Annotated in this window: 19 protein-coding genes; 10 read left to right on the top strand and 9 right to left on the bottom strand. The window is 50.5% G+C overall.

Going from position 1 to position 19,381, the window contains the following annotated elements:
* Window positions 1-435 precede the first annotated feature (435 nt).
* From CBP31_RS05925 to cysG, 5 genes are all read left to right on the top strand, one after another.
* Complete coding sequence (locus tag CBP31_RS05925) at window positions 436-2,238, top strand: assimilatory sulfite reductase (NADPH) flavoprotein subunit (RefSeq protein WP_087035417.1); 1,803 nt, start codon at window positions 436-438, stop codon at window positions 2,236-2,238.
* Window positions 2,238-3,932, top strand: coding sequence for an assimilatory sulfite reductase (NADPH) hemoprotein subunit (gene cysI, locus CBP31_RS05920; RefSeq protein ID WP_087035415.1), 1,695 nt, complete (start codon window positions 2,238-2,240; stop codon window positions 3,930-3,932). Before CBP31_RS05925 ends, cysI begins: the two co-directional genes overlap by 1 nt.
* Complete coding sequence (locus CBP31_RS05915) at window positions 3,919-4,689, top strand: phosphoadenylyl-sulfate reductase (RefSeq protein WP_087035413.1); 771 nt, start codon at window positions 3,919-3,921, stop codon at window positions 4,687-4,689. Before cysI ends, CBP31_RS05915 begins: the two co-directional genes overlap by 14 nt.
* Window positions 4,690-4,733: 44 nt before the next feature.
* The gene (locus CBP31_RS05910) at window positions 4,734-5,135 is read left to right on the top strand and encodes a CBS domain-containing protein (RefSeq protein ID WP_087035411.1); all 402 of its coding nucleotides are present in this window, start codon (window positions 4,734-4,736) and stop codon (window positions 5,133-5,135) included.
* A 258-nt stretch (window positions 5,136-5,393) separates the two neighbouring features.
* Window positions 5,394-6,803, top strand: a complete 1,410-nt coding sequence (gene cysG / locus CBP31_RS05905) for a siroheme synthase CysG (protein WP_087035409.1) — start codon at window positions 5,394-5,396, stop codon at window positions 6,801-6,803.
* A 233-nt stretch (window positions 6,804-7,036) separates the two neighbouring features.
* On the opposite strand, the gene CBP31_RS05900 is transcribed toward cysG, so the two are convergent.
* The 3 genes from CBP31_RS05900 to ppa form a co-directional block, all read right to left on the bottom strand.
* Window positions 7,037-7,846, bottom strand: coding sequence for a TIGR03899 family protein (locus CBP31_RS05900; protein ID WP_087035408.1), 810 nt, complete (start codon window positions 7,844-7,846; stop codon window positions 7,037-7,039).
* A gap of 221 nt (window positions 7,847-8,067) precedes the next feature.
* Window positions 8,068-8,634, bottom strand: a complete 567-nt coding sequence (locus tag CBP31_RS05895) for a YtfJ family protein (protein ID WP_227875163.1) — start codon at window positions 8,632-8,634, stop codon at window positions 8,068-8,070.
* Between the two features lie 205 nt (window positions 8,635-8,839).
* Window positions 8,840-9,370: an inorganic diphosphatase gene (ppa, locus tag CBP31_RS05890; protein WP_087035406.1), complete on the bottom strand. Its 531-nt coding sequence runs from the start codon at window positions 9,368-9,370 to the stop codon at window positions 8,840-8,842.
* A 193-nt stretch (window positions 9,371-9,563) separates the two neighbouring features.
* On the opposite strand from ppa, the gene mpl reads away from it, so the two are divergent.
* The 5 genes from mpl (at window position 9,564) to CBP31_RS05865 (ending at window position 14,392) form a co-directional block, all read left to right on the top strand.
* The gene (mpl, locus tag CBP31_RS05885) at window positions 9,564-10,940 is read left to right on the top strand and encodes a UDP-N-acetylmuramate:L-alanyl-gamma-D-glutamyl-meso-diaminopimelate ligase (RefSeq protein WP_087035404.1); all 1,377 of its coding nucleotides are present in this window, start codon (window positions 9,564-9,566) and stop codon (window positions 10,938-10,940) included.
* Entirely contained in the window at window positions 10,937-11,587 is a 651-nt protein-coding gene (locus CBP31_RS05880; protein WP_087035402.1) for a flavin prenyltransferase UbiX, read from the top strand. Before mpl ends, CBP31_RS05880 begins: the two co-directional genes overlap by 4 nt.
* Window positions 11,588-11,768: 181 nt before the next feature.
* Window positions 11,769-12,299, top strand: a complete 531-nt coding sequence (hpt, locus tag CBP31_RS05875) for a hypoxanthine phosphoribosyltransferase (protein WP_087035400.1) — start codon at window positions 11,769-11,771, stop codon at window positions 12,297-12,299.
* 399 nt (window positions 12,300-12,698) lie between these two features.
* Window positions 12,699-13,622 carry an ABC transporter ATP-binding protein gene (locus CBP31_RS05870; protein WP_087035398.1) on the top strand — a complete coding sequence of 308 codons (924 nt, stop codon included), beginning with the start codon at window positions 12,699-12,701 and terminating at the stop codon, window positions 13,620-13,622.
* Complete coding sequence (locus CBP31_RS05865; protein WP_087035396.1) at window positions 13,619-14,392, top strand: ABC transporter permease; 774 nt, start codon at window positions 13,619-13,621, stop codon at window positions 14,390-14,392. The genes CBP31_RS05870 and CBP31_RS05865 overlap by 4 nt, the downstream gene beginning before the upstream one ends.
* Before the next feature lie 219 nt (window positions 14,393-14,611).
* Here CBP31_RS05865 and CBP31_RS05860 read toward each other — a convergent pair whose 3' ends face one another.
* The 6 genes from CBP31_RS05860 to pcnB all read right to left on the bottom strand — a co-directional run bounded on the left by CBP31_RS05860 (window position 14,612) and on the right by pcnB (window position 19,368).
* On the bottom strand, window positions 14,612-15,139 hold the full coding sequence (locus tag CBP31_RS05860) for a GNAT family N-acetyltransferase (RefSeq protein ID WP_227875162.1): 528 nt from the start codon (window positions 15,137-15,139) through the stop codon (window positions 14,612-14,614).
* Between the two features lie 213 nt (window positions 15,140-15,352).
* Window positions 15,353-15,739 (bottom strand): aspartate 1-decarboxylase, encoded by a 387-nt coding sequence (panD, locus tag CBP31_RS05855; RefSeq protein ID WP_456093787.1) that lies wholly within the window; start codon window positions 15,737-15,739, stop codon window positions 15,353-15,355.
* Window positions 15,740-15,848: 109 nt separating this feature from the next.
* Entirely contained in the window at window positions 15,849-16,694 is an 846-nt protein-coding gene (gene panC / locus CBP31_RS05850) for a pantoate--beta-alanine ligase (protein ID WP_087035393.1), read from the bottom strand.
* Between the two features lie 56 nt (window positions 16,695-16,750).
* Window positions 16,751-17,545 (bottom strand): 3-methyl-2-oxobutanoate hydroxymethyltransferase, encoded by a 795-nt coding sequence (gene panB, locus CBP31_RS05845; protein ID WP_087035391.1) that lies wholly within the window; start codon window positions 17,543-17,545, stop codon window positions 16,751-16,753.
* Window positions 17,546-17,560: 15 nt separating this feature from the next.
* Window positions 17,561-18,046 (bottom strand): 2-amino-4-hydroxy-6-hydroxymethyldihydropteridine diphosphokinase, encoded by a 486-nt coding sequence (folK, locus tag CBP31_RS05840; protein ID WP_087035389.1) that lies wholly within the window; start codon window positions 18,044-18,046, stop codon window positions 17,561-17,563.
* A complete protein-coding gene (pcnB, locus tag CBP31_RS05835) occupies window positions 18,043-19,368 on the bottom strand; it encodes a polynucleotide adenylyltransferase PcnB (protein ID WP_407668786.1) in 1,326 nt (441 codons plus the stop codon). Before pcnB ends, folK begins: the two co-directional genes overlap by 4 nt.
* Between the last annotated feature and the right edge of the window lie 13 nt (window positions 19,369-19,381).

Genomic DNA, 19,381 nt, shown 5'->3' with positions numbered 1-19,381 from the left:
CGTCTACAGACCATAAGTAGCAGGGTGGTTTTATTTAATTGGTTTTTTACATTTTACTGAGTGAGGAGACATTGTTTGATTATGCGTCTTTTATGCTACGTGCGGTAAAGTGTGAAGCGTAAAAGGTTAGAGATATTAGACAAGCATACATCTGAAGCCACGATCCGCCTTGTGCCATCCATTTAAGGTGAACACTGTCTTTTGTACTAGCGCTGTCCTTCGCAGTGGCGCGCTTGTTTATAAAAAACTTTCGACCAACAAGGAGAGCACGCTTTTAAAGCGGCCTCTACAGGGGGCAATATGTTGTTTTTTGGCTCGGCGCAGGGCGCTTCCTTTCGTTATTCCTTTAAAGCATAAAAAATCATCTTTTATTCTTTCTTGTTGCGGCCATCCTCGTTTAAGCTATATGCATCTGGAAAAGTGGAAGTGAATGTCATGCTGTTAAAAGAACTCGCGGCGTCTGCCAGCCCGCTAAACGAACAACAAGTCCATAAGCTTACTCAGGTGGCAGCCGAGTTAAGTGCGACTCAACTGGCGTGGGTAAGCGGTTATTTTTACGGCATTAGCCAACATACCGCGGGTATTGCCGCCCCTGGCCCAATTGCAGTTGCGCAACCGGCCGGTAAGTTGACCATTATTTATGCCTCACAAACCGGTAACGCGAAAGGCGTGGCCGAAGAGCTTAAAGCCAGCGCCAGTGCCAATGGCGTGGCAGTGAGCCTGTTTAATGCCGCAGACTACAAAGTCCGCAATCTGAAAAAAGAAACTCATGTGTTGATCGTCGCCAGTACCAACGGCGAGGGCGAAGCCCCTGACGACGCAATCGAGTTTCATAAAGAATTAAAAGCCGGTAAGGCGGGCAAGTTAGACGGCCTGCAATACGGTGTGATTGGTCTGGGCGACTCCTCTTACGAGTTTTATTGCCAGACCGGTAAAGACTTTGATGAATACCTCAGCAAAGCCGGTGCCACGCCATTGTTAGCGCGCTTAGATGCAGATGTGGACTACGACGCTGTGTGCCAAAGCTGGAGCCAAGAAGCCGTTGCGTTGGTTAAAGAAGCACTCAAGTCTGAGGCCGCCAACGATCTGGCCCCGGTGGTGCCACTGACTGCCGGTGCCACTAGCCTCTATAACAAGAAGCATCCCTTTGCTGCTGAGCTGCTGACCAATCAAGCGATTGTCGGTCGTGATTCAGATAGAGATGTGCGCCACTTTGAGATTTCACTGGAAGGCTCAGACTTAAGCTATCAGCCCGGCGACGCGCTCGGCGTGTGGTTTAGCAACGACGAACAAGTAGTGGATGCGCTGTTGGCGCAGGCCGGCGTTGATGCGGCAAGCGAAGTGATTGTGGATGAGCAAAGCGTCACCATACGTGAAGCGCTGATCAACAGTTATGAGCTGACCCAAGGCTATGCCAGTTTTGTGCAGTCTTACTCTGAGTTAACCGATGCACCTAAATTACGTGCACTGGTCGATGATAAAGCGGCACTGCGTGAATACTGCGCTAATCACCAAATTTTAGATATCGCCCGTGAACAACAAGGTGCATTGACCGCCGAGCAACTGCAAGCCAGCTTGCGCCGCCTCACACCGCGTTTGTACTCCATTGCCTCATCGCAAGCTGAAGTAGAAGACGAAGTACATCTCACGGTAGGTGTGGTGCGTTTTGACCAAGATGGCGAGGCCCGCAACGGTGGCGCTTCTGCTTACCTGTCGGACCGTCTGGAAGAGGGCGCCCAAGTACGCGTTTTCATCGAGCATAACGATAACTTCCGCCTGCCCGCCAATGATGACACCCCGGTGATCATGGTCGGCCCGGGTACTGGTATAGCGCCGTTTCGCGCCTTCTTGCAAGAGCGTGATGCCCGCTCTGCCGGCGGTCAAAACTGGTTGTTCTTCGGTAATCCACACTTTACCCAAGACTTCTTGTACCAGTTGGAATGGCAGCGTTATGTGAAGTCTGGTTTATTGAACAAGGTTTCCTTGGCTTTTAGCCGCGACCAACAAGATAAAATCTATGTGCAGCACAAGCTGCGTGAGCAAGGCGCTGAGGTTTACGCTTGGTTAGAGCAAGGCGCACACTTCTATGTGTGTGGCGATGCCAACAAGATGGCTAAAGATGTGCACGATGCCCTCATTGACATAGTGGCTGAGCACGGCAACAAGACCACCGATCAAGCAACCGAATATGTAGATGCGCTGCGCAGTGCTAAGCGTTACCAGAGGGATGTATACTAATGAGCGAACAAAAGCTGTCCGATAACGAACGCATGAAGGGCGAAAGTAACTTTCTGCGCGGCACCATAGAGCAAGACTTAAGCGATGGTCTCACCGGTGGTTTTAACGGCGATAACTTCCAACTGATCCGCGTGCACGGCATGTATCAGCAAGACGACCGCGACATTCGTAACGAACGTACTGCCCAAAAGCTGGAGCCTTTGCATAACGTTATGCTGCGCGCTCGCTTACCCGGCGGCATCATCAAGCCTGAGCAGTGGCTGGTGATCGACAAGTTCGCGGAAGAAAGCAGCATCTACGGCAGTATTCGCCTGACTACCCGTCAAACCTTCCAGTTTCACGGGGTGTTAAAGCGCGATATCAAGCACATGCACCAAACCCTGAACAGCACCGGTATCGACTCCATTGCCACTGCAGGTGACGTAAACCGTAACGTGTTGTGCACCAGTAACCCGGTTGAATCAGAGCTGCATCAAGAAGCTTATGAGTGGGCGAAGAAGATCTCCGAGCATTTGTTGCCGAAGACTCGCGCTTACTTAGAAATTTGGCTGGACGGCGAGCGTTTAGGCACGCCCGATGAAGAGCCAATTTTGGGTGCCACTTATTTGCCGCGTAAGTTTAAAACTGCGGTAGTGATCCCACCGCATAACGATGTGGACTTGCACGCCAACGACTTAAACTTCGTGGCCATTGCCGAAGATGGCAAGCTGGTTGGTTTTAACGTGTTAGTGGGCGGTGGCTTGGCCATGACCCACGGCGACACCGCTACCTTTCCGCGCAAAGCTACCGACTTTGGTTTTATCCCGCTGTCGCACACCATCGCCATTGCCGAAGCGGTAGTGACCACGCAGCGTGACATGGGTAACCGTGTGGAGCGTAAAAACGCCAAGACCAAATATACCCTAGAGCGCGTGGGCGTAGAGGTATTTAAGGCGGAAGTAGAAAAACGTGCCGGTATCGAGTTTGCCGAGGTTCGTCCTTATGAATTTACTAGCCGTGGCGATCGCTTTGGTTGGGTAGAAGGTATCGACGGTAAGCAGCACTTAACGCTGTTTATCGAAAATGGCCGCATTCTGGATTATCCAGGTAAAACCCTGAAAACTGGCATGCGCGAAATTGCTAACATTCACCAAGGTGATTTCCGCTTAACCGCCAACCAAAACCTGATCATTGCCGGCGTGCCGACCAGTGAGAAAGCGCGCATTGAGCAGCTAGCTCGCGAGCACGGTTTAATTGAAGATTCAGTGTCCGAGCAACGTAAGAGCTCCATGGCCTGTGTGGCGCTGCCTACCTGCCCGTTAGCCATGGCGGAGTCGGAGCGGGTGTTGCCAGAGTACGTGACTGAGCTCGAAGGTTACTTGGCCAAGCACAACATTAGTGATGACAACATTGTCTTTCGTGTCACCGGCTGCCCGAACGGCTGTGGTCGTGCCATGTTGGCGGAAGTGGGTTTAGTGGGTAAGGCGCCAGGTCGTTATAACCTGCACTTAGGCGGCAACCGCGAAGGTACGCGTATTCCGCGCATGTACAAAGAAAACATCACCGACCGCCAAATTATGGCGGAGCTGGATGAGCTGATTGGCCGTTGGTCTGCGGAACGTAACAGCGGTGAAGGCTTTGGTGACTTTGTTATTCGTGCTGGCATCATAGCCCCTGTTATCGACTCGGCGAGGGATTTTTATGCCGCAGTCTAGTGTGTTACTTAGCTTATCTGAGCTGACTAACCTGAGTGCTGTTGAACGAGCGGCGGCCTTGGCCCCGCTCAATCAAGAGCTAGCGGCCATGAGCGCGCCTGAGCGGGTGCGCTGGGCATTGGAGCACCTACCGGGTGCTCCCGTGTTGTCCTCAAGCTTTGGTATTCAGGCGGCGGTGATGCTGCACTTGGTCACCAAAGAAAAAGCCGATGTGCCGGTGATTTTGACCGACACCGGTTATTTATTTCCGGAAACCTATCGCTTTATCGACGAATTAACCGAGCGTTTAGGCTTAAACCTAAAGATTTATCAGGCCAGTCGCTCGGCTGCTTGGCAAGAAGCCTGTTACGGCAACTTGTGGGAGCAGGGCGCTGAAGGCCTGAGCCGTTACAACCAGCTGAATAAAGTTGAGCCGATGCAGCGGGCGCTGCGTGAATTGGAAGCCAGCACTTGGTTTTCTGGTTTGCGCCGCAGTCAGTCTGAGAGCCGCGATAAGTTAGCAGTGCTGGGCGTACAAGGCGGGCGTTTTAAGTTCTTGCCGATCATCGACTGGAGCAACAAAGACGTGCATTATTACCTGCAACAGTTTGATTTGCCTTATCATCCGCTGTGGGAACAAGGTTACGTCTCAGTGGGCGATGTGCACACCACGGCGAAATGGGAACCAGGCATGTCTGAGGCAGATACGCGTTTCTTTGGTATGAAGCGTGAATGTGGTCTTCATGACTCGCAGGAAGCTGACGGTAGCGGTATCTAAACCGTATGCTTTCTCCGGTCAATAGACCTTTATAAGGAGAGCGCATGCGAGTTCAGGAAATCATGACCCGCCGGATTGCCACTGTCCATCAAGACGATCGACTGGCGTTTGTGCAAGATATTTTTACTCAGTCTGCCTTTCGCCATTTATTAGTGCTAAATGGTCAAGAGCAGCTATGTGGCATTATTAGCCATGCAGACATGAGCCGCGCGCTCAGCCCATATTTGGGCACAGATGCAGAAGTTGAGCGGGATCGAGACACCTTACAAAGGCGCGTGCACCAAGTGATGAGCCGAGATGTCATCACCATTACCGGTGCTGCTACCTTGCAAAGTGCCGCCCGTATTATGCTTGAACACAACATCGGCTGTTTGCCGGTGGTTGAGCAAGAAAAGCTAATCGGCTTGGTGTCTTGGAAAGATCTCCTGCGCCAGATGATCAAATAAAAGCAGCGCCGATACCGGGTCGAGCCCGCATGACGGGTCTAAGCGTCCGGCGCCCAGCTAAAGAAAAACAAACCCTCGCTCTAGTTCGACCACCGAACTTAATCTAGTATTTTTAGTTTCTAGCTAGGCGCTTGGTGTCGGGCGCTCGGCGCTGCCCTTGTTATTCCTTTTTGGAATAAAAAATCATTATCCATTCTTTTGAGATCTACTTGATCTGCCTTACAATGTTTCTACTTTATTGTATGAGCGGACATTGCCATGGAACACCTACCCCTATTTATTAAAATTAAACACCGCCCTTGCTTGGTAGTGGGGGGAGGCAAAGTGGCCGCTCGTAAAGCGCGGGTCTTGCTGGCACGCGGTGCTCGCTTAACCCTAGTAGCACCAAAGTTGTGCCCAGAGCTTGTTGCGCTGCAGTCGCAGTTTATTTGGCAAAACGATGTGTTCGAAGAGCACTATCTTGATGAGCAATTTTTAGTGGTGGCGGCCACCGATAACAAGGAAGTGAACGCTCGCGTCTATCAGGCGGCGAACTTGCGTGGTTTATTGGTCAATAAGGCTGATGACAGCAAGCGCTCAGCGGTGATCTTTCCCTCCATAGTGGAGCGTTTTCCGCTGCAAGTGGCCTTTAGTACCGGCGGTGACGCCCCTTGGCTGGCGCGTTTATTACGCGCTCGCCTAGATGCCTTATTACCTAAACATTGGGGTGACCTAAGCCGCGTAGCTGGCAAGTTGCGCGCTAAAGTGCAAGGCGCCTTTGCTACCAGTGATGAGCGCCGTCGTTTTTGGGCGCGCGCCGAAGATGACGTCACTCTTAATCATCTGTTAGCCCAAGGTAAAATCGCAGAAGCCGAGCGCTGGTTAAAGCAGTCGATAGCCAAACCGCAATTAGGCGAGGTAATCTTGGTGGGTGCCGGCCCCGGTGACCCTGATCTACTCACCATTAAAGCCTTAAATGAATTACAAAAGGCCGAAGTGGTGCTGTACGACCAACTAGTCTCGCCGGAAATTATGGCCTTAATTCGCCCAGAAGCCGAGCTGATAGCTGTGGGTAAAAAAGCTGGTCATCACAGCGTACCCCAAGAGCAAATTAATCAGCTATTGGTTGATCAGGCATTAACCGGTAAGCGCGTAGTACGTCTTAAAGGTGGCGACCCCTTTATGTTTGGTCGCGGTGCTGAAGAATTAGAAACATTAAAAGAAGCCGGAATTGCTTATCAAGTGGTGCCAGGCATCACTGCCGCTGCGGGGGCTACCGCCTATGCGGGCATTCCCTTGACCCATCGCGATCATGCGCAAAGTGCGGTGTTTATTACCGGCCACAGCAAACAAGATGGCAAAGAGCCGAACTGGGCGTCACTGGCGCAAAGCCGCCAAACCTTGGTGATTTACATGGGGCTAATGCGCTCAGCACATATTCAACAGCGCTTAATCGAAAATGGCTTAGCCTCCAGCACACCCGTGGCCTTAATTGAGCGCGGCACCACGCCACAGCAGCGGGTAGTGCGCGGCACCTTAAGTGAGTTAGGGGTGCTGGCTGAGCAAGTAGTCAGTCCGTCATTGATGGTAATTGGCGAAGTGGCCGCATTGGCAGATTCACTGGCTTGGTTTAAGCCGCAGGGGAGCACAGAAGCGGCACAGGCCGTAGCTCAAGAGCAATATGCTTAAGCCACAGCGCCGAGCACCAAGCGCCCAGCTACAACGAGAGCAAATCTCAAGATAACACCTTATTTGCAAACCACCTTTATACCGGACTTGTTCCGGTATTTTTTTGCCTGTGTTTTGTTGGCTTAACTTAAGCAGTGGAATCTATCAGATAATGATGTGATGCCGGATGGAGCACCAAATCATCATAAGCGGAGGTTGGTTTTAGCTAGGTGCTTGGTGCTGGGCGCTCGGCGCTATATCTTGAGGCTCAACTGCCCCAGTGGCGCTAATAGATCTTGTAGCTCGTTACGATAATCAGCAGGGGTGGTTTCTGTGATCAAGGCGGCTAACTCGTTACCAACGGTAGTAAAGCGGTAATACAATAACCGTATGCCTTTGCGCTGTGGCTGCAAAGTCATGGGCTGATTGTTTAATATTACGCGCAGCGGCGAAGTCTGCGACAACTCACCGGACTCTAATTCTGCTTGATGTAACAAACCCAGCTCAAATAATTGCATCAGCCCCGCATAAGGCAGGCGATAACGGCCTAAATTAAGCCGTTGCTGGCGCTGGCCTTGTAACAAGGTGCGATATTGATAACCAAACAGTAACCTTAAATTTTCATCGCCAAAGTGGCAGGCGAGGGCGCTGGCTCTTTGTAATAACAGCGCATCTTTTTGGGTCATCATTTGTAAGCGGCTCAAGGCTTGAATCGAACAATGCCCTGGGTTGAGGACTTCTTGCGAAAGAATATTGGCCCAAAATTGTTGCATAGCGGGATGGCGAATATTTTCTGCTAATTCAAGGAAATGGCTGAGCCAGTCTGGGTCTGGCTCATTACCGACCTCATCATTATCTTGCAGACTGGCTAGCTCCACTATGGTTTCTAGATTTTTTTGCCGCGCCGCTTCATCGAGCTGATGACGAATTTTAAAACGCTCACCAAAGCTGATTTTGGTGTCGCCATGCAGTAATCCAGCAATGCCTCTTTGCTCGGCGAGCTGCTGTAACAGAGCCTTACGATTCTTGAGTTTATTATCCAGTGTTGCGGCTTTTCGCGTCATCAGTTTCTATTGTTAACCATGTTGTTTCCATGTTAAAATTCGCGCCTGAATTATAAATGGAGTGGCGCATGTATATGCAACAAAATCCCAAGGCCAAACACAGTGTGGCCAAGATACTGTTAGTGGTGGGCTATTTATCCAGTCTGGGTATTTTAGCGACCATTATCGCCATCATAGAATAAGCCTAATCAAAACGTAAGATCTTGATGAGGCTTATATTTTTAATTTTTAAGTGCGCCGCGCACTAACATCATGACCTCCATTATTTGCTCACTAGTTAATGCCCCCTCCTTAGCAAAAAGCACTACTCCCTTCTGATCAAGCAGCACAACACTCGAGCTTTTCGCTTTTAATTGCCATGTCTGTGCCACGACGCCATTTTCATCTACCACTATCGATGACCACGGAAATTCACGCTTACTGCTCTCAGCGCTGCTGCGTACAAAAGCCGAGGTGCCAAATATGGCATCTTTGACGTTAATAATGGTCACCGTTTGATAACGGTCCCGTGGCAGCTTGGCCGCAGTAATGGCCCGTACTAAGGGTGCATTGAGCTCCTTCGCGCTGGAACGTCCGGCAATATGTTGTACCAAGCGCACTTTGCCAGCTCCCTTGCTTAACTGCCAATTGCGCGCGCTCAGTTGCTCGTTATTAAGTATCAATTCGCCTTGATTAGTCACCGCCACCGCAGGGGCGGCTTGATTGAGTTGCAGATTATGAGCCAAGGCCTCCATCGGCAGGTAAGCGAGGGGCAAGTAGGCCAGTAATATTCCAATTCTCATCGACATCAAATGACTCCTTGAGAGGGGTTAACTCAATCAGCCTAAGTGATGTTAATAAATTGTCAAATTGTTCAGGCGGTGAGGAGTAAAGCGCGAGGAGATAAAGATAACACTAAGTGCCCAGCTCAACAGAGCAGGAGCCTATCGTGACACGGATAAAAAAAGCCCCCAGTTAATTGGGGGCTTTTTAATGTAGCTTAGCTTTTGCTACTTAGGCTTTATTAAAGCGCTCGGCAGAGTCTAAGATTTCTGCTTCGGCGGCAGCTCTATCGCCCCAACCGTCTAACTTCACCCACTTACCCACTTCTAATTCTTTGTAGTGCTCAAAGAAGTGTTGGATCTGGGCTTTCAGCAGCTCAGATACATCATTGATGTCCTGAATGTGCTCATATTCTTTGCTCAGCTTGCTGTGCGGTACGGCGATAATCTTGGCATCAACGCCAGACTCGTCGGTCATGTTGAGCACGCCTACTGGACGGCAGCGGATCACAGAACCGGCTTCTAACGGATACGGGGTGTGCACCAACACATCAACCGGATCACCATCTAAAGACAAAGTGCTATTCACGTAGCCGTAGTTGCACGGGTAGAACATAGGCGTAGACATGAAACGGTCCACAAACAGCGCGCCTGTGTCTTTATCCACTTCGTACTTAATAGGATCTGCGTTCTGGGGAATTTCGATGACCACGTAAATATCTTCGGGCAAATTAAGGCCGGCAGGGACGTTCTTCAGGCTCATGAGACTTCCTTTATTAATAGATAACAAACTGAATAATCGAGTTTACCACGCTTAGAGGGCGGGTCCGATTATACCAATGGGTAACGACGATATAGAGCGATATTATAACTAGTGTCGTAGAGATCACCATACAAGTGCCCAAAGTGCAGGCACATTGTTAGAATGGGCCCATTACAGCAGCCAGAGGCACGTTATGCACATCCATATTCTCGGAATTTGTGGCACTTTTATGGGCGGATTAGCCGTTCTTGCTAAACAACTCGGCTATCGGGTTACCGGCAGCGATGCCAATGTTTACCCACCTATGAGCACTCAGCTTACCGCGCAGGGTATAGAATTAATCGAAGGCTACGATCCTGCCCAGCTCGACGATACTCCCGACTTAGTGGTGATCGGTAATGCCATGAGCCGCGGCAATCCGTGCGTGGAGGCAGTGCTGAATCGTCGTTTGCCCTACACGTCTGGCCCGCAATGGTTGCTTGAGCATGTATTACAAGACCGCTGGGTGTTGGCGGTGTCCGGCACTCATGGCAAAACCACCACCGCAGCCATGTTGGCGTGGATCTTAGAAGACTGTGGCCTTAACCCAGGCTTCTTAATCGGTGGCGTACCCGGGAATTTTGAGGTGTCGGCGCGCTTAGGTGAAGCGCCGTTTTTCGTGATTGAAGCCGATGAGTACGACAGTGCGTTCTTCGATAAGCGCTCCAAGTTTGTGCACTATCGACCCAGTACGCTGATTGTAAATAATCTGGAATTCGATCATGCCGACATCTTCGACGATTTAGCGGCCATTCAGCGCCAATTCCATCATTTATTACGCATGGTGCCCAGCCACGGCCGCGTGTTGGTGCCCACTCAAACGCCGGCCATAGATGAAGTGCTGGCCATGGGGTGCTGGAGTGATGTGGAATATTTAGGTGAAGGCGGCCTGTGGCAAGTAGAGCCGTTACGCGAAGATGGCAGTCAGTTTGCGGTGCTGGTTGATGGACAAAAGGTAGGTGAAGTGCAATGGGACTGCATGGGCCTGCACAACGTACACAACGGTCTAATGGCCTTGGCTGCGGCCCGCCATGCCGGCGTGCCAGTGCATGAGGCGATTAAATCCTTGTGCTTATTTGTGTCGCCTAAGCGGCGCATGGAGCTAAAAGGCGTGGTCAGTAATATTCGCGTCTGGGACGACTTTGCCCATCACCCTACCGCCATTGCCACTACATTGGCGGGGCTAAAAGCCCAAGTGAAGGCCCAAGGCAACGGCCGAGTATTGGCGGTATTAGAGCCGCGCTCTAACACCATGAAGATGGGCATTCATCAGCAGCCGTTAGCCGATTCACTGCAACAAGCGGACGCCAGCTATTTCTTTAAGCCCAGTGGTCTTGATTGGAACTTAGATGCGGTGGCCAATGCCTGCCCTAAAGGCCAAATTTATGAAGACTTGGAGGCCTTGATTACGGCACTGGTCAGCGAGGCCCAACCTAATGACCATCTATTGGTGATGAGCAACGGCGGCTTTGGTGGTATTCACCAGCGGTTGTTAGATGCCTTACAGCTGAATGTGGATAAAAAATCATGAGTACCATTAACAACGAGTCATCACCGATACTGTATTCTCGCCAGCAGCAAATCACCTTGGCGCTATCCGGTGCCTCGGGCGCGCCTTATGCGCTGGCGCTATTACAGCGCTTGCTGGAGGCCGGCTTACAAGTGCACTTATTGGTGTCCAGTGCCGCACGAGTAGTTATGGCCACCGAACAAGATGAGCAGTGGCCGGCGCAACCTGCGGCCTTGGCAGCCTTGCTTAGCGAGCGTTATCAGGCCAAGCCTGAGCAACTTAAAGTCTATGGTAAAGAAGAGTGGTTTTCACCGGTAGCGTCAGGCTCTGGTGCGCCACGGCGGATGGTGATTTGCCCGTGCTCTATGGGTACAGTGGCTGCTATTGCCATGGGCAACTCAGATAACTTAATTGAGCGCGCGGCGGATGTAGTGATCAAAGAAAAAGGCCAACTGATCATAGTGCCGCGCGAGTCACCTTATTCGGCGCTGCACTTAGAGAATATGCTGAAGTTAGCGCGTTTAAACGTAACTATTATGCCTGCTTCGCCGGGCTTTTATCACCAGCCGAAAAGTATCAGTGATTTAGTGGACTTTATGGTGGCGCGCATTCTTGACCATCTAGACCTAGATCATACTTTGATGTCGCGTTGGGGATATGGGGCTTAAAATACAGCGCCTAGCACCAAGCGCCAAGCAGTAGGGTCGAATTCATTCGACCGGCTTTGTCTGACGGCGTAAGGCTTACCGCGTATTTACGCCTCACGCATGCCACATGCAGCCCAGTTAGATTTCCGTTAGAATACGTCTTTAATCACAATCGGGCGTTACTACCCCGAACGGAGCGAAAATGAAACACAGAGTGGATGTCCTGATCAGCACCGATGAGGTTAATGCCCGGATCCAAGCATTAGGCGAACAAATTACTCAACATTATCAAGGCGTAGATGAGCTGGTGATGGTGGGTTTGCTGCGCGGCTCCTGTGTCTTTATGGCCGATCTTTGCCGCCAAATCCCATTACCGGTACGGCTCGATTTTATGACGGCTTCCAGCTACGGTAGTGGCACAAAAAGTAATCGTGATGTGCGCATTCTCAAAGACTTAGATGATGAAATTCACGGTAAGCACGTGTTAATCGTCGAAGACATCATAGATACGGGTTACACCTTGAGTAAGGTGAAAGAGATTTTGTCCTTGCGCCAACCTGCCTCTCTGACCATTTGCTCCTTGCTCGATAAGCCAGATCGTCGAGAAGTGGATGTGCCGGTAGATTGGGTAGGCTTTACCATACCCGACGAATTCGTGGTGGGCTATGGCATCGATTACGCCCAGCGCTATCGCAACCTGCCCTACATCGGCAAGGTAATACCGCTGGATTGATTTGCTGTTCAAGGGTGAAGAGTAAAGGGTGAAGTGGACGAGCAGGAAGAAAAAACTAAAACCAAACCCTCTCGCAACGGAATCCACGGAACCCACGGAAAAATAGAGATCAAATCTGAAAGTGATTTAATTGGGTAATATGTACTAATAAACCATCCTGCTCCGCAGGACTTGCAGCTAAAGCGCAAGGCTACAGGGCTCGGTGTTTGTCTTCGCTGATCGCTTACAGCTGCCGGCTTTGTTCTAGCTTTTACCAATAAGATCTCTTAGCTTTTTTCGAACTTATCTCAGCTTAATATTTCCGCGCATTCTGTGGGTTCCGTTGCAAAAAGTCTTTAGTCTTAAAGGCAGTTTAGTGACGAGTCTGCTCGCGGGCTTTTTTATGTTATGGAGCTATTGATGACCAAAGCACTGGAAATTGCAGGCTTGCGCAAGGTCTATGCCGGTGGTGTAGAAGCGCTCAAAGGCATAGATTTAACCGTAGAGCAGGGCGACTTTTATGCGCTGTTAGGCCCTAATGGTGCAGGTAAGTCCACCACCATTGGCATTATCTCTTCCTTAGTGAACAAAACTGCCGGCACGGTAAAGGTGTTTGGTTTTGATATCGATACCCACTTGGAAGATGCCAAGAGCCAAATTGGTTTAGTGCCGCAAGAGTTTAACTTTAACCAGTTTGAAAAAGTCGAACAGGTGGTAATCAACCAAGCGGGCTTATACGGTGTACCGCGCAAAGAAGCCAAAGTTCGCGCCGAGCGTTATCTTAAGCAGTTGGATTTGTGGGATAAGCGCCATGCCATTTCGCGCACCCTTTCTGGCGGCATGAAGCGCCGCCTAATGATAGCCCGCGCCTTAATGCATGAGCCTAAGTTATTGATTTTGGATGAGCCGACGGCGGGGGTAGATATCGAAATTCGTCGCGCCATGTGGGACTTTTTAAAGCTGATTAACGAGCAAGGCATCACTATTATCCTGACCACCCATTATCTGGAAGAGGCGGAATTGCTCTGTCGTCATATTGGCATCATAGATAAAGGGCTGTTAGTAGAAAACACCAGCATGAAAGGCTTGCTCGGTAAAATAACCGTAGAAACCTTTATTCTGGACTTAGCGGTTGACGGCCGCGAGCCATTTTTATCTGGCTATAACTGGCAGCTGCTCGATGATCACACCTTAGAAGTGGAAGTGAAGAAAGAGCAGGGCTTAAATAATGTCTTTGCTCAGCTTAACGAGCAAGGGGTGCGGGTGTTAAGCATGCGCAATAAGGCCAATCGCTTAGAAGAGTTATTTGTAACGCTAGTAGAAAACGGGAGAGCAGCAGTATGAGCGGCATGCGTTATTATGTAGCCTTTAGCAGTATTTTATCTCGTGAAGTAGTGCGTTTTGGCCGTATTTGGGTACAAACTTTGGTGCCGCCAGCGATTACCATGACGCTGTATTTCGTTATTTTTGGCAACCTGATTGGTAGTCGGATTGGCGAGATGGACGGCTTTTCTTATATGGCCTTTATTGTGCCTGGTTTGATTATGATGTCGGTGATTACCAACTCTTACTCTAACGTGGCCTCCTCTTTTTACAGTAGTAAGTTCCAAAATAACATTGAAGAACTATTAGTGGCCCCGGTGCCCACTTATGTGATCATTGCCGGCTATGTAGGCGGTGGTGTGGTGCGCGGTTTGCTGGTGGGCTTAATCGTTAGCCTAGTGTCGCTGTTCTTTGTCGACTTGCATATTGAGCATCTGTTTAGCGTAATATTTACCGTATTTTTGACCTCGGTGTTATTTGCGTTGGCCGGTTTACTGAATGCTATTTACGCCCGCAGTTTCGATAATATCAGCATTATTCCGACCTTTATTTTAACGCCGCTGACCTATTTAGGCGGCGTGTTTTATTCCATTAGCCTGTTGCCAACCGTGTGGCAAAACATCTCGCAGATAAATCCGGTGCTCTATATGGTGAACGCTTTCCGCTACGGCTTTTTGGGGGTGTCGGATGTGCGCTTAAGTGTGGCCTACACCATTATTATCGGCTTTATCTTGGTGTTCTACTGGTGGGCTTGGTATTTGATCCGTACCGGTCGCGGCTTGCGGACGTAGTTTTTCGTGAGACGTGAAGAGTAAAGTGTGAAGAGAGGAATGGCAGCCAATGGGCTGCCATTTTTTATAGATAAACCTCTTTGCGGAACTATCAGCTTCCAGCTCTCACGCTTCAAATGACGTTTTGCTATGCAAAACCAGCCGGCTAAAGCGGCTTCTACATGTTAGGCAGAATGGTTTGGTATTTATATCTTACTTCCAGCTCTTTCTCTTCACTCTTCACGCCTCACTGCGAAGCATCAACCATGTTTTGGTACCCAACAAGATGGGCGTGGCGATGATATTAAAGCCTAGTTTTTGATAAAACTGCACATTGCTGAGCTTATCGGTTTCCAGATATAAGCTAACGCCGTTGGCCTCATTAATGACGACTTCCATCAAAGCGCGGCCTATGCCTTGGCGCTGATGGTTTGGGGCTACGGCAAGCGGGCCTAGGTGCCAATGTGGTATTTTAGGATCCAGTGCCGACCATTGCTTTAGCCAACGCAGGGTACGCAGCCAACCTAGCGGTGAGTTACTGGCTAATAAGGCCGGTGCCAGCTTTAATGTCTCTATATAACTGGGTTGGCAGCGGCCGGGAGCTAACCGTCCTAAGACGCCGACTAGCTGCTGGCCTGCATAAGCGCCCCTTAGCTCACCATTGCGGGCGATATAAGGCAGTAAACCGCTAAACAGCCGTGTAAGCCGTTGCTGGCGCTTATGTATATCTTGGCCAAACACTTTAAGGTGCAATGGATTATCAGCCATGGCCTCTGCACATAGCACAGCCGCGGCGTGGAGATCAGCCATAGGGATTAGTGCTAGCTTGAAGTGAGAAAACGGCATACTAAAATCGCCTCCTATTAGCTTTGGCTTACCTCTTAATAATTACAGATCTCGCCACCAATAAAAAAACCCGAGCTTAAGGCTCGGGTTTTTAATGACTAGTTACAGCGTACGACGTTTAGCTTACGGCTGCTTTTAAGCCAATTGCAGCGGGATGTTTTTGCTGGTGCGCACTATGTTGTTGTCCACATCCAGATACACCAAGCTTGGGTGATACTGTTCAATCTGCTGCTCGCTCATAGGCGCATAAGCACAGATGATGATGCGATCACCCACGGCGGCCTTGCGGGCGGCGGCACCATTGAGTGAGATCATCTTAGAGCCGCGCTCACCGGAAATTGCATAGGTGTGAAAACGCTCGCCATTTTCGATGTTATAAATATCGATTTGCTCATATTCGCGAATGTTCACTGCATCCAGTAAGTCTTGATCGATGGCACAAGAACCTTCGTAGTTCAGTTCAGCGTGAGTCACCCGTGCTTGGTGCAGTTTGCCTCTCAGCATAACGCGTTGCATATCCATGTTTCCTGATCTCCGTTGTAAGTGCTGAGGGTTTATTGACCCTTAATACACGCATCCGTCTGTCTGCAGTTAAGTCTGCAGAAAAATCTTGCCAAAAAGAAGGCGCATCTTATAAAGACACGACCTGATTGTCTATTAATCGTGCTTTACCTAAAAAGGCTGCCATTAAAATCACCACGGCTTGGGCTTGCTCGGTAACGGGCAGTAGCGTGCTGGCGTCCACGATATCAATGGCATCTGTGGTAAAACCACCATTATTTAAGCGGGTGCTGCCAGCTGCTACCAGTGCTGCAAAATCGCGCTCACCTTGAACAATGCGCTCGGCTAACCATGACATAGTCGCTGCCAGTTCGGGGGCTTGCTCGCGCTCAGTGGCCGTTAAATAGCCATTGCGCGAGCTCAGGGCTAAGCCGTCTTCCGCTCGCACCGTGGGTACGCCTATCAGCTCGACCGGCATATTTAAATCGCTGACCATTTTACGGATCAGCGCTAATTGCTGGTAATCTTTTTCACCAAAGCAGGCCAAGTCTGGCTGTACTAGGTTGAACAGCTTACACACCACAGTGCTCACACCATCAAAGTGGCCGGGGCGCAGCGCGCCTTCGAGCACTTCGCTAACACCGGGCACCACCACGCGAGTTTGCTGCTGCTGGCCGTTGGGGTACATCAATTCAGGGGTGGGCGTAAATATCGCATCGGCCAACTCATCTAAGCGCTCACAGTCTTGCTCTAAAGTGCGCGGATAAGCGCTTAAGTCTGCTGCACGGTCAAACTGCATGGGGTTGACGAAGATGCTAACTATCACCTTATCGCAGTGCAGGCGCGCCGTCTTGACTAACTGCAGATGGCCGGCGTGCAAGTTGCCCATGGTCGGCACAAAGCCGATGCGCAACCCTTGGCGACGCCACTCATTAATGGTGGCTCTTAAAGAGGAGATATCAGAAATAAGCGGCATGTTCGATTCTCTGCTGTGCTTGGTTTTAATTAAAATTTATTAAGAGTGAGTATGCGTTAGTTAAAGCTGTGCTCAGGGCCAGGAAAACGTCCCTCGGCTACGTCTGTTACGTAAGCACTAATGGCGGCTTTCACGCTTGGATGCTCGGCCAAAAAGTTCTTGGTGAACTTAGGCACATAACCCGTGGTTAAGCCCAAGGCATCTTGCATTACCAACACTTGGCCATCGGTGTTTGGACCGGCACCTATACCGATCACCGGAATGCTCAATAATTCACTGATCTCTTTAGCGAGCGGGCTGGGCACGCATTCCAGTACTAATAGCTGAATACCTGCGGCCTGCAGTGCTTTTGCATCCTGCTTAATTTTTTCTGCTTGGGCGCGCTCACGGCCCTGTAACTTAAAGCCACCAAACACGTGTACCGATTGCGGCGTTAGTCCCAAATGGCCACACACAGGTACCCCTTGGCGGGTTAGCTGAGTAATGGTCTCGACCAGCCAATCACCGCCTTCCAGCTTAACCATGTGCGCGCCGGCACGCATTAAGGTCGCCGCATTAGTACAGGCTTGATCGGTATTGCTGTAACTCATAAACGGCAAGTCAGCGACAATCAGCGCCTTGGTGCAGCCTTTGGCCACACAACGGGTGTGATAGGCCATTTCTTCGACCGTAACTTTTAGCGTGCTGTCTTCGCCTTGTAATACCATGCCCAGCGAGTCGCCAATTAAAATGGCGTGAGCACCGGCTTGCTCAAATACGTTAGCAAAGGTGGCATCATAGGCGGTGATCATGGCAATTTTTTGCTGATCGAGTTTCATCGCTAACAGGCGGGCTGTGGTTACTTTACTCATGAGAGATTCCTTTGACTACGAGAGCAGTGGCGTCATGCCATTGATAGGGCAAGTCAGCAGCAAGGGCGCTAGAGCCGTGCCGCAGGGTAAAATCAGGTCTGGGCACAAGTCCGCCAGCGGGTATAACACAAACTCGCGCTGCTTCATGCCGTAGTGGGGCAGGGTTAAGCGGTCATCCTTCATTATCAAGTCGTCATACAACAAGATATCTAAGTCCAGAGTACGCGGCCCCCAGCGCTCGCCTTTGCGCACGCGGCCTTGGGTTTGCTCTATGGCTTGCAGCGCATCTAGTAGTGCGTGCGGGGCCAAGGTGGTCTCAAACACCGAGACGCCATTGATATAGGGCGGCTGATCTGCCGGCCCCATAGGTTGGCTTTGATAAAGCGGTGAATGACGCAGGCTACCGGTTGTGGCCAAGCCTGCCAGTGCCGCTTGCGCGGCCTTAATGTGTGCCAAAGGCTCGCTTAAGTTGGCGCCTAAGGCTACGTACACTTGACTCATGCTTCTTTTTTCTTCCGCGGGCGACGACGTGGGCGCTTGCGCGCTTTAGCCGGGTCTTCGCCACCAAACTGATTATGTCGGGCCTGAGCGGCGCGAGATAACTGCTGCCTGTCCACTGGGTTTGCCACTTGAAACTCGGTCCACCAATCGGCTAGCTCTTTCAGCTTAGGGTCGAGCTCGGCGCGTAATAACAAGAAGTCATAACCGGCACGAAACTTAGGATGCTCTAGTAAGCGATGCGGGCGTTTGCCGCTGCGCTTGGTTAAGCGGTCTTGTAACATCCAAATATCACGTACTACCGAGCTAAAGCGACGCGGGATCGCTACGCTCTTCACTTGGCGACCCAGCACTTCATCCATGGCCAGCAAGAAAGCATCGTAATAGTTAAGGCCGCCTTCATGCATAAACTGTTGGGTGCGGGTTTCTACCGGTCCCCATAACAGCGCTGCATACAAGAAAGCTGGCGTAACACGCATATCTTTTGCGATACGTTCATCGGTATTGATCAGCGCCAGTTCGAGAAAACGATGATAATCGTTATCGTCTTGGCCCATCACATCGGCGGCTTCAGGGAACAAAGGCGCAAACAAGTCATAACGCTGTAATTGGTGGTAGGTTTCAAGCCCATAACCGGCCAGCAATAACTTAAGTGTTTCTTCGAACAAACGTGCAGGCGGAATATCACCCAGCAAGGGCGCTAAATCACGGATGGGTGCGGCGGTGCGCGGGCTAATGGTTAAGCCCAGCTTCGCAGAAAAGCGTACCGCGCGGATCATGCGCACCGGATCTTCACGGTAGCGGGTTTCCGGATCACCAATCAGCTCTAAGCTGCGGTTTTCTAAGTCTTTAAGACCATTAGAAAAACCCACCACGCTAAAGTCAGCAATATTGTAATACAAAGCGTTAACACTAAAGTCGCGGCGCTCCGCATCTTCTTCTATGGTGCCGTAGACGTTGTCACGCAGCAGCATGCCCTCAGAGGATTGGTCTGACGCATTCTTATTGTTATTAACCTGATGATGATGACCACGAAAGGTCGCCACTTCGATCACATCACGGCCAAATAAAATATGGGCCAAGCGAAAACGACGACCCACCAAGCGACAGTTACTAAATAACTGCTTAACCTGGTCGGGCGTCGCGCTGGTGGCAATATCAAAGTCTTTGGGCTGGCGACCCAAGAGTAAATCACGAACACCGCCGCCCACTAAGTAGGCTTCAAATCCAGATTTGTTCAGGCGATACAACACTTTGAGCGCGTTATCACTGATTTGTTGGCGTGATATACCGTGTTGGTCGCGTGTTAATACCACGGGTTGCAACGGTAGCGTCTCC

The sequence above is a fragment of the Oceanisphaera profunda genome, assembly GCF_002157895.1.
Taxonomy (GTDB): Bacteria; Pseudomonadota; Gammaproteobacteria; order Enterobacterales; family Aeromonadaceae; genus Oceanimonas; species Oceanimonas profunda.
Note: the sequence above shows the minus strand (reverse complement) of the source record. Positions and strands in the feature narration are given on the sequence as shown.

Excerpts from the sequence above, each read along its gene's own strand:
- CBP31_RS05925 (WP_087035417.1), top strand. The coding sequence starts at position 436 with ATGCTGTTAAAAGAACTCGCGGCGTCTGCCAGCCCGCTAAACGAACAA.
- cysI (WP_087035415.1), top strand. The coding sequence starts at position 2,238 with ATGAGCGAACAAAAGCTGTCCGATAACGAACGCATGAAGGGCGAAAGT.
- CBP31_RS05915 (WP_087035413.1), top strand. The coding sequence starts at position 3,919 with ATGCCGCAGTCTAGTGTGTTACTTAGCTTATCTGAGCTGACTAACCTG.
- CBP31_RS05910 (WP_087035411.1), top strand. The coding sequence starts at position 4,734 with ATGCGAGTTCAGGAAATCATGACCCGCCGGATTGCCACTGTCCATCAA.
- cysG (WP_087035409.1), top strand. The coding sequence starts at position 5,394 with ATGGAACACCTACCCCTATTTATTAAAATTAAACACCGCCCTTGCTTG.
- CBP31_RS05900 (WP_087035408.1), bottom strand. The coding sequence starts at position 7,846 with ATGACGCGAAAAGCCGCAACACTGGATAATAAACTCAAGAATCGTAAG.
- CBP31_RS05895 (WP_227875163.1), bottom strand. The coding sequence starts at position 8,634 with ATGTCGATGAGAATTGGAATATTACTGGCCTACTTGCCCCTCGCTTAC.
- ppa (WP_087035406.1), bottom strand. The coding sequence starts at position 9,370 with ATGAGCCTGAAGAACGTCCCTGCCGGCCTTAATTTGCCCGAAGATATT.
- mpl (WP_087035404.1), top strand. The coding sequence starts at position 9,564 with ATGCACATCCATATTCTCGGAATTTGTGGCACTTTTATGGGCGGATTA.
- CBP31_RS05880 (WP_087035402.1), top strand. The coding sequence starts at position 10,937 with ATGAGTACCATTAACAACGAGTCATCACCGATACTGTATTCTCGCCAG.
- hpt (WP_087035400.1), top strand. The coding sequence starts at position 11,769 with ATGAAACACAGAGTGGATGTCCTGATCAGCACCGATGAGGTTAATGCC.
- CBP31_RS05870 (WP_087035398.1), top strand. The coding sequence starts at position 12,699 with ATGACCAAAGCACTGGAAATTGCAGGCTTGCGCAAGGTCTATGCCGGT.
- CBP31_RS05865 (WP_087035396.1), top strand. The coding sequence starts at position 13,619 with ATGAGCGGCATGCGTTATTATGTAGCCTTTAGCAGTATTTTATCTCGT.
- CBP31_RS05860 (WP_227875162.1), bottom strand. The coding sequence starts at position 15,139 with ATGGCTGATAATCCATTGCACCTTAAAGTGTTTGGCCAAGATATACAT.
- panD (WP_456093787.1), bottom strand. The coding sequence starts at position 15,739 with ATGGATATGCAACGCGTTATGCTGAGAGGCAAACTGCACCAAGCACGG.
- panC (WP_087035393.1), bottom strand. The coding sequence starts at position 16,694 with ATGCCGCTTATTTCTGATATCTCCTCTTTAAGAGCCACCATTAATGAG.
- panB (WP_087035391.1), bottom strand. The coding sequence starts at position 17,545 with ATGAGTAAAGTAACCACAGCCCGCCTGTTAGCGATGAAACTCGATCAG.
- folK (WP_087035389.1), bottom strand. The coding sequence starts at position 18,046 with ATGAGTCAAGTGTACGTAGCCTTAGGCGCCAACTTAAGCGAGCCTTTG.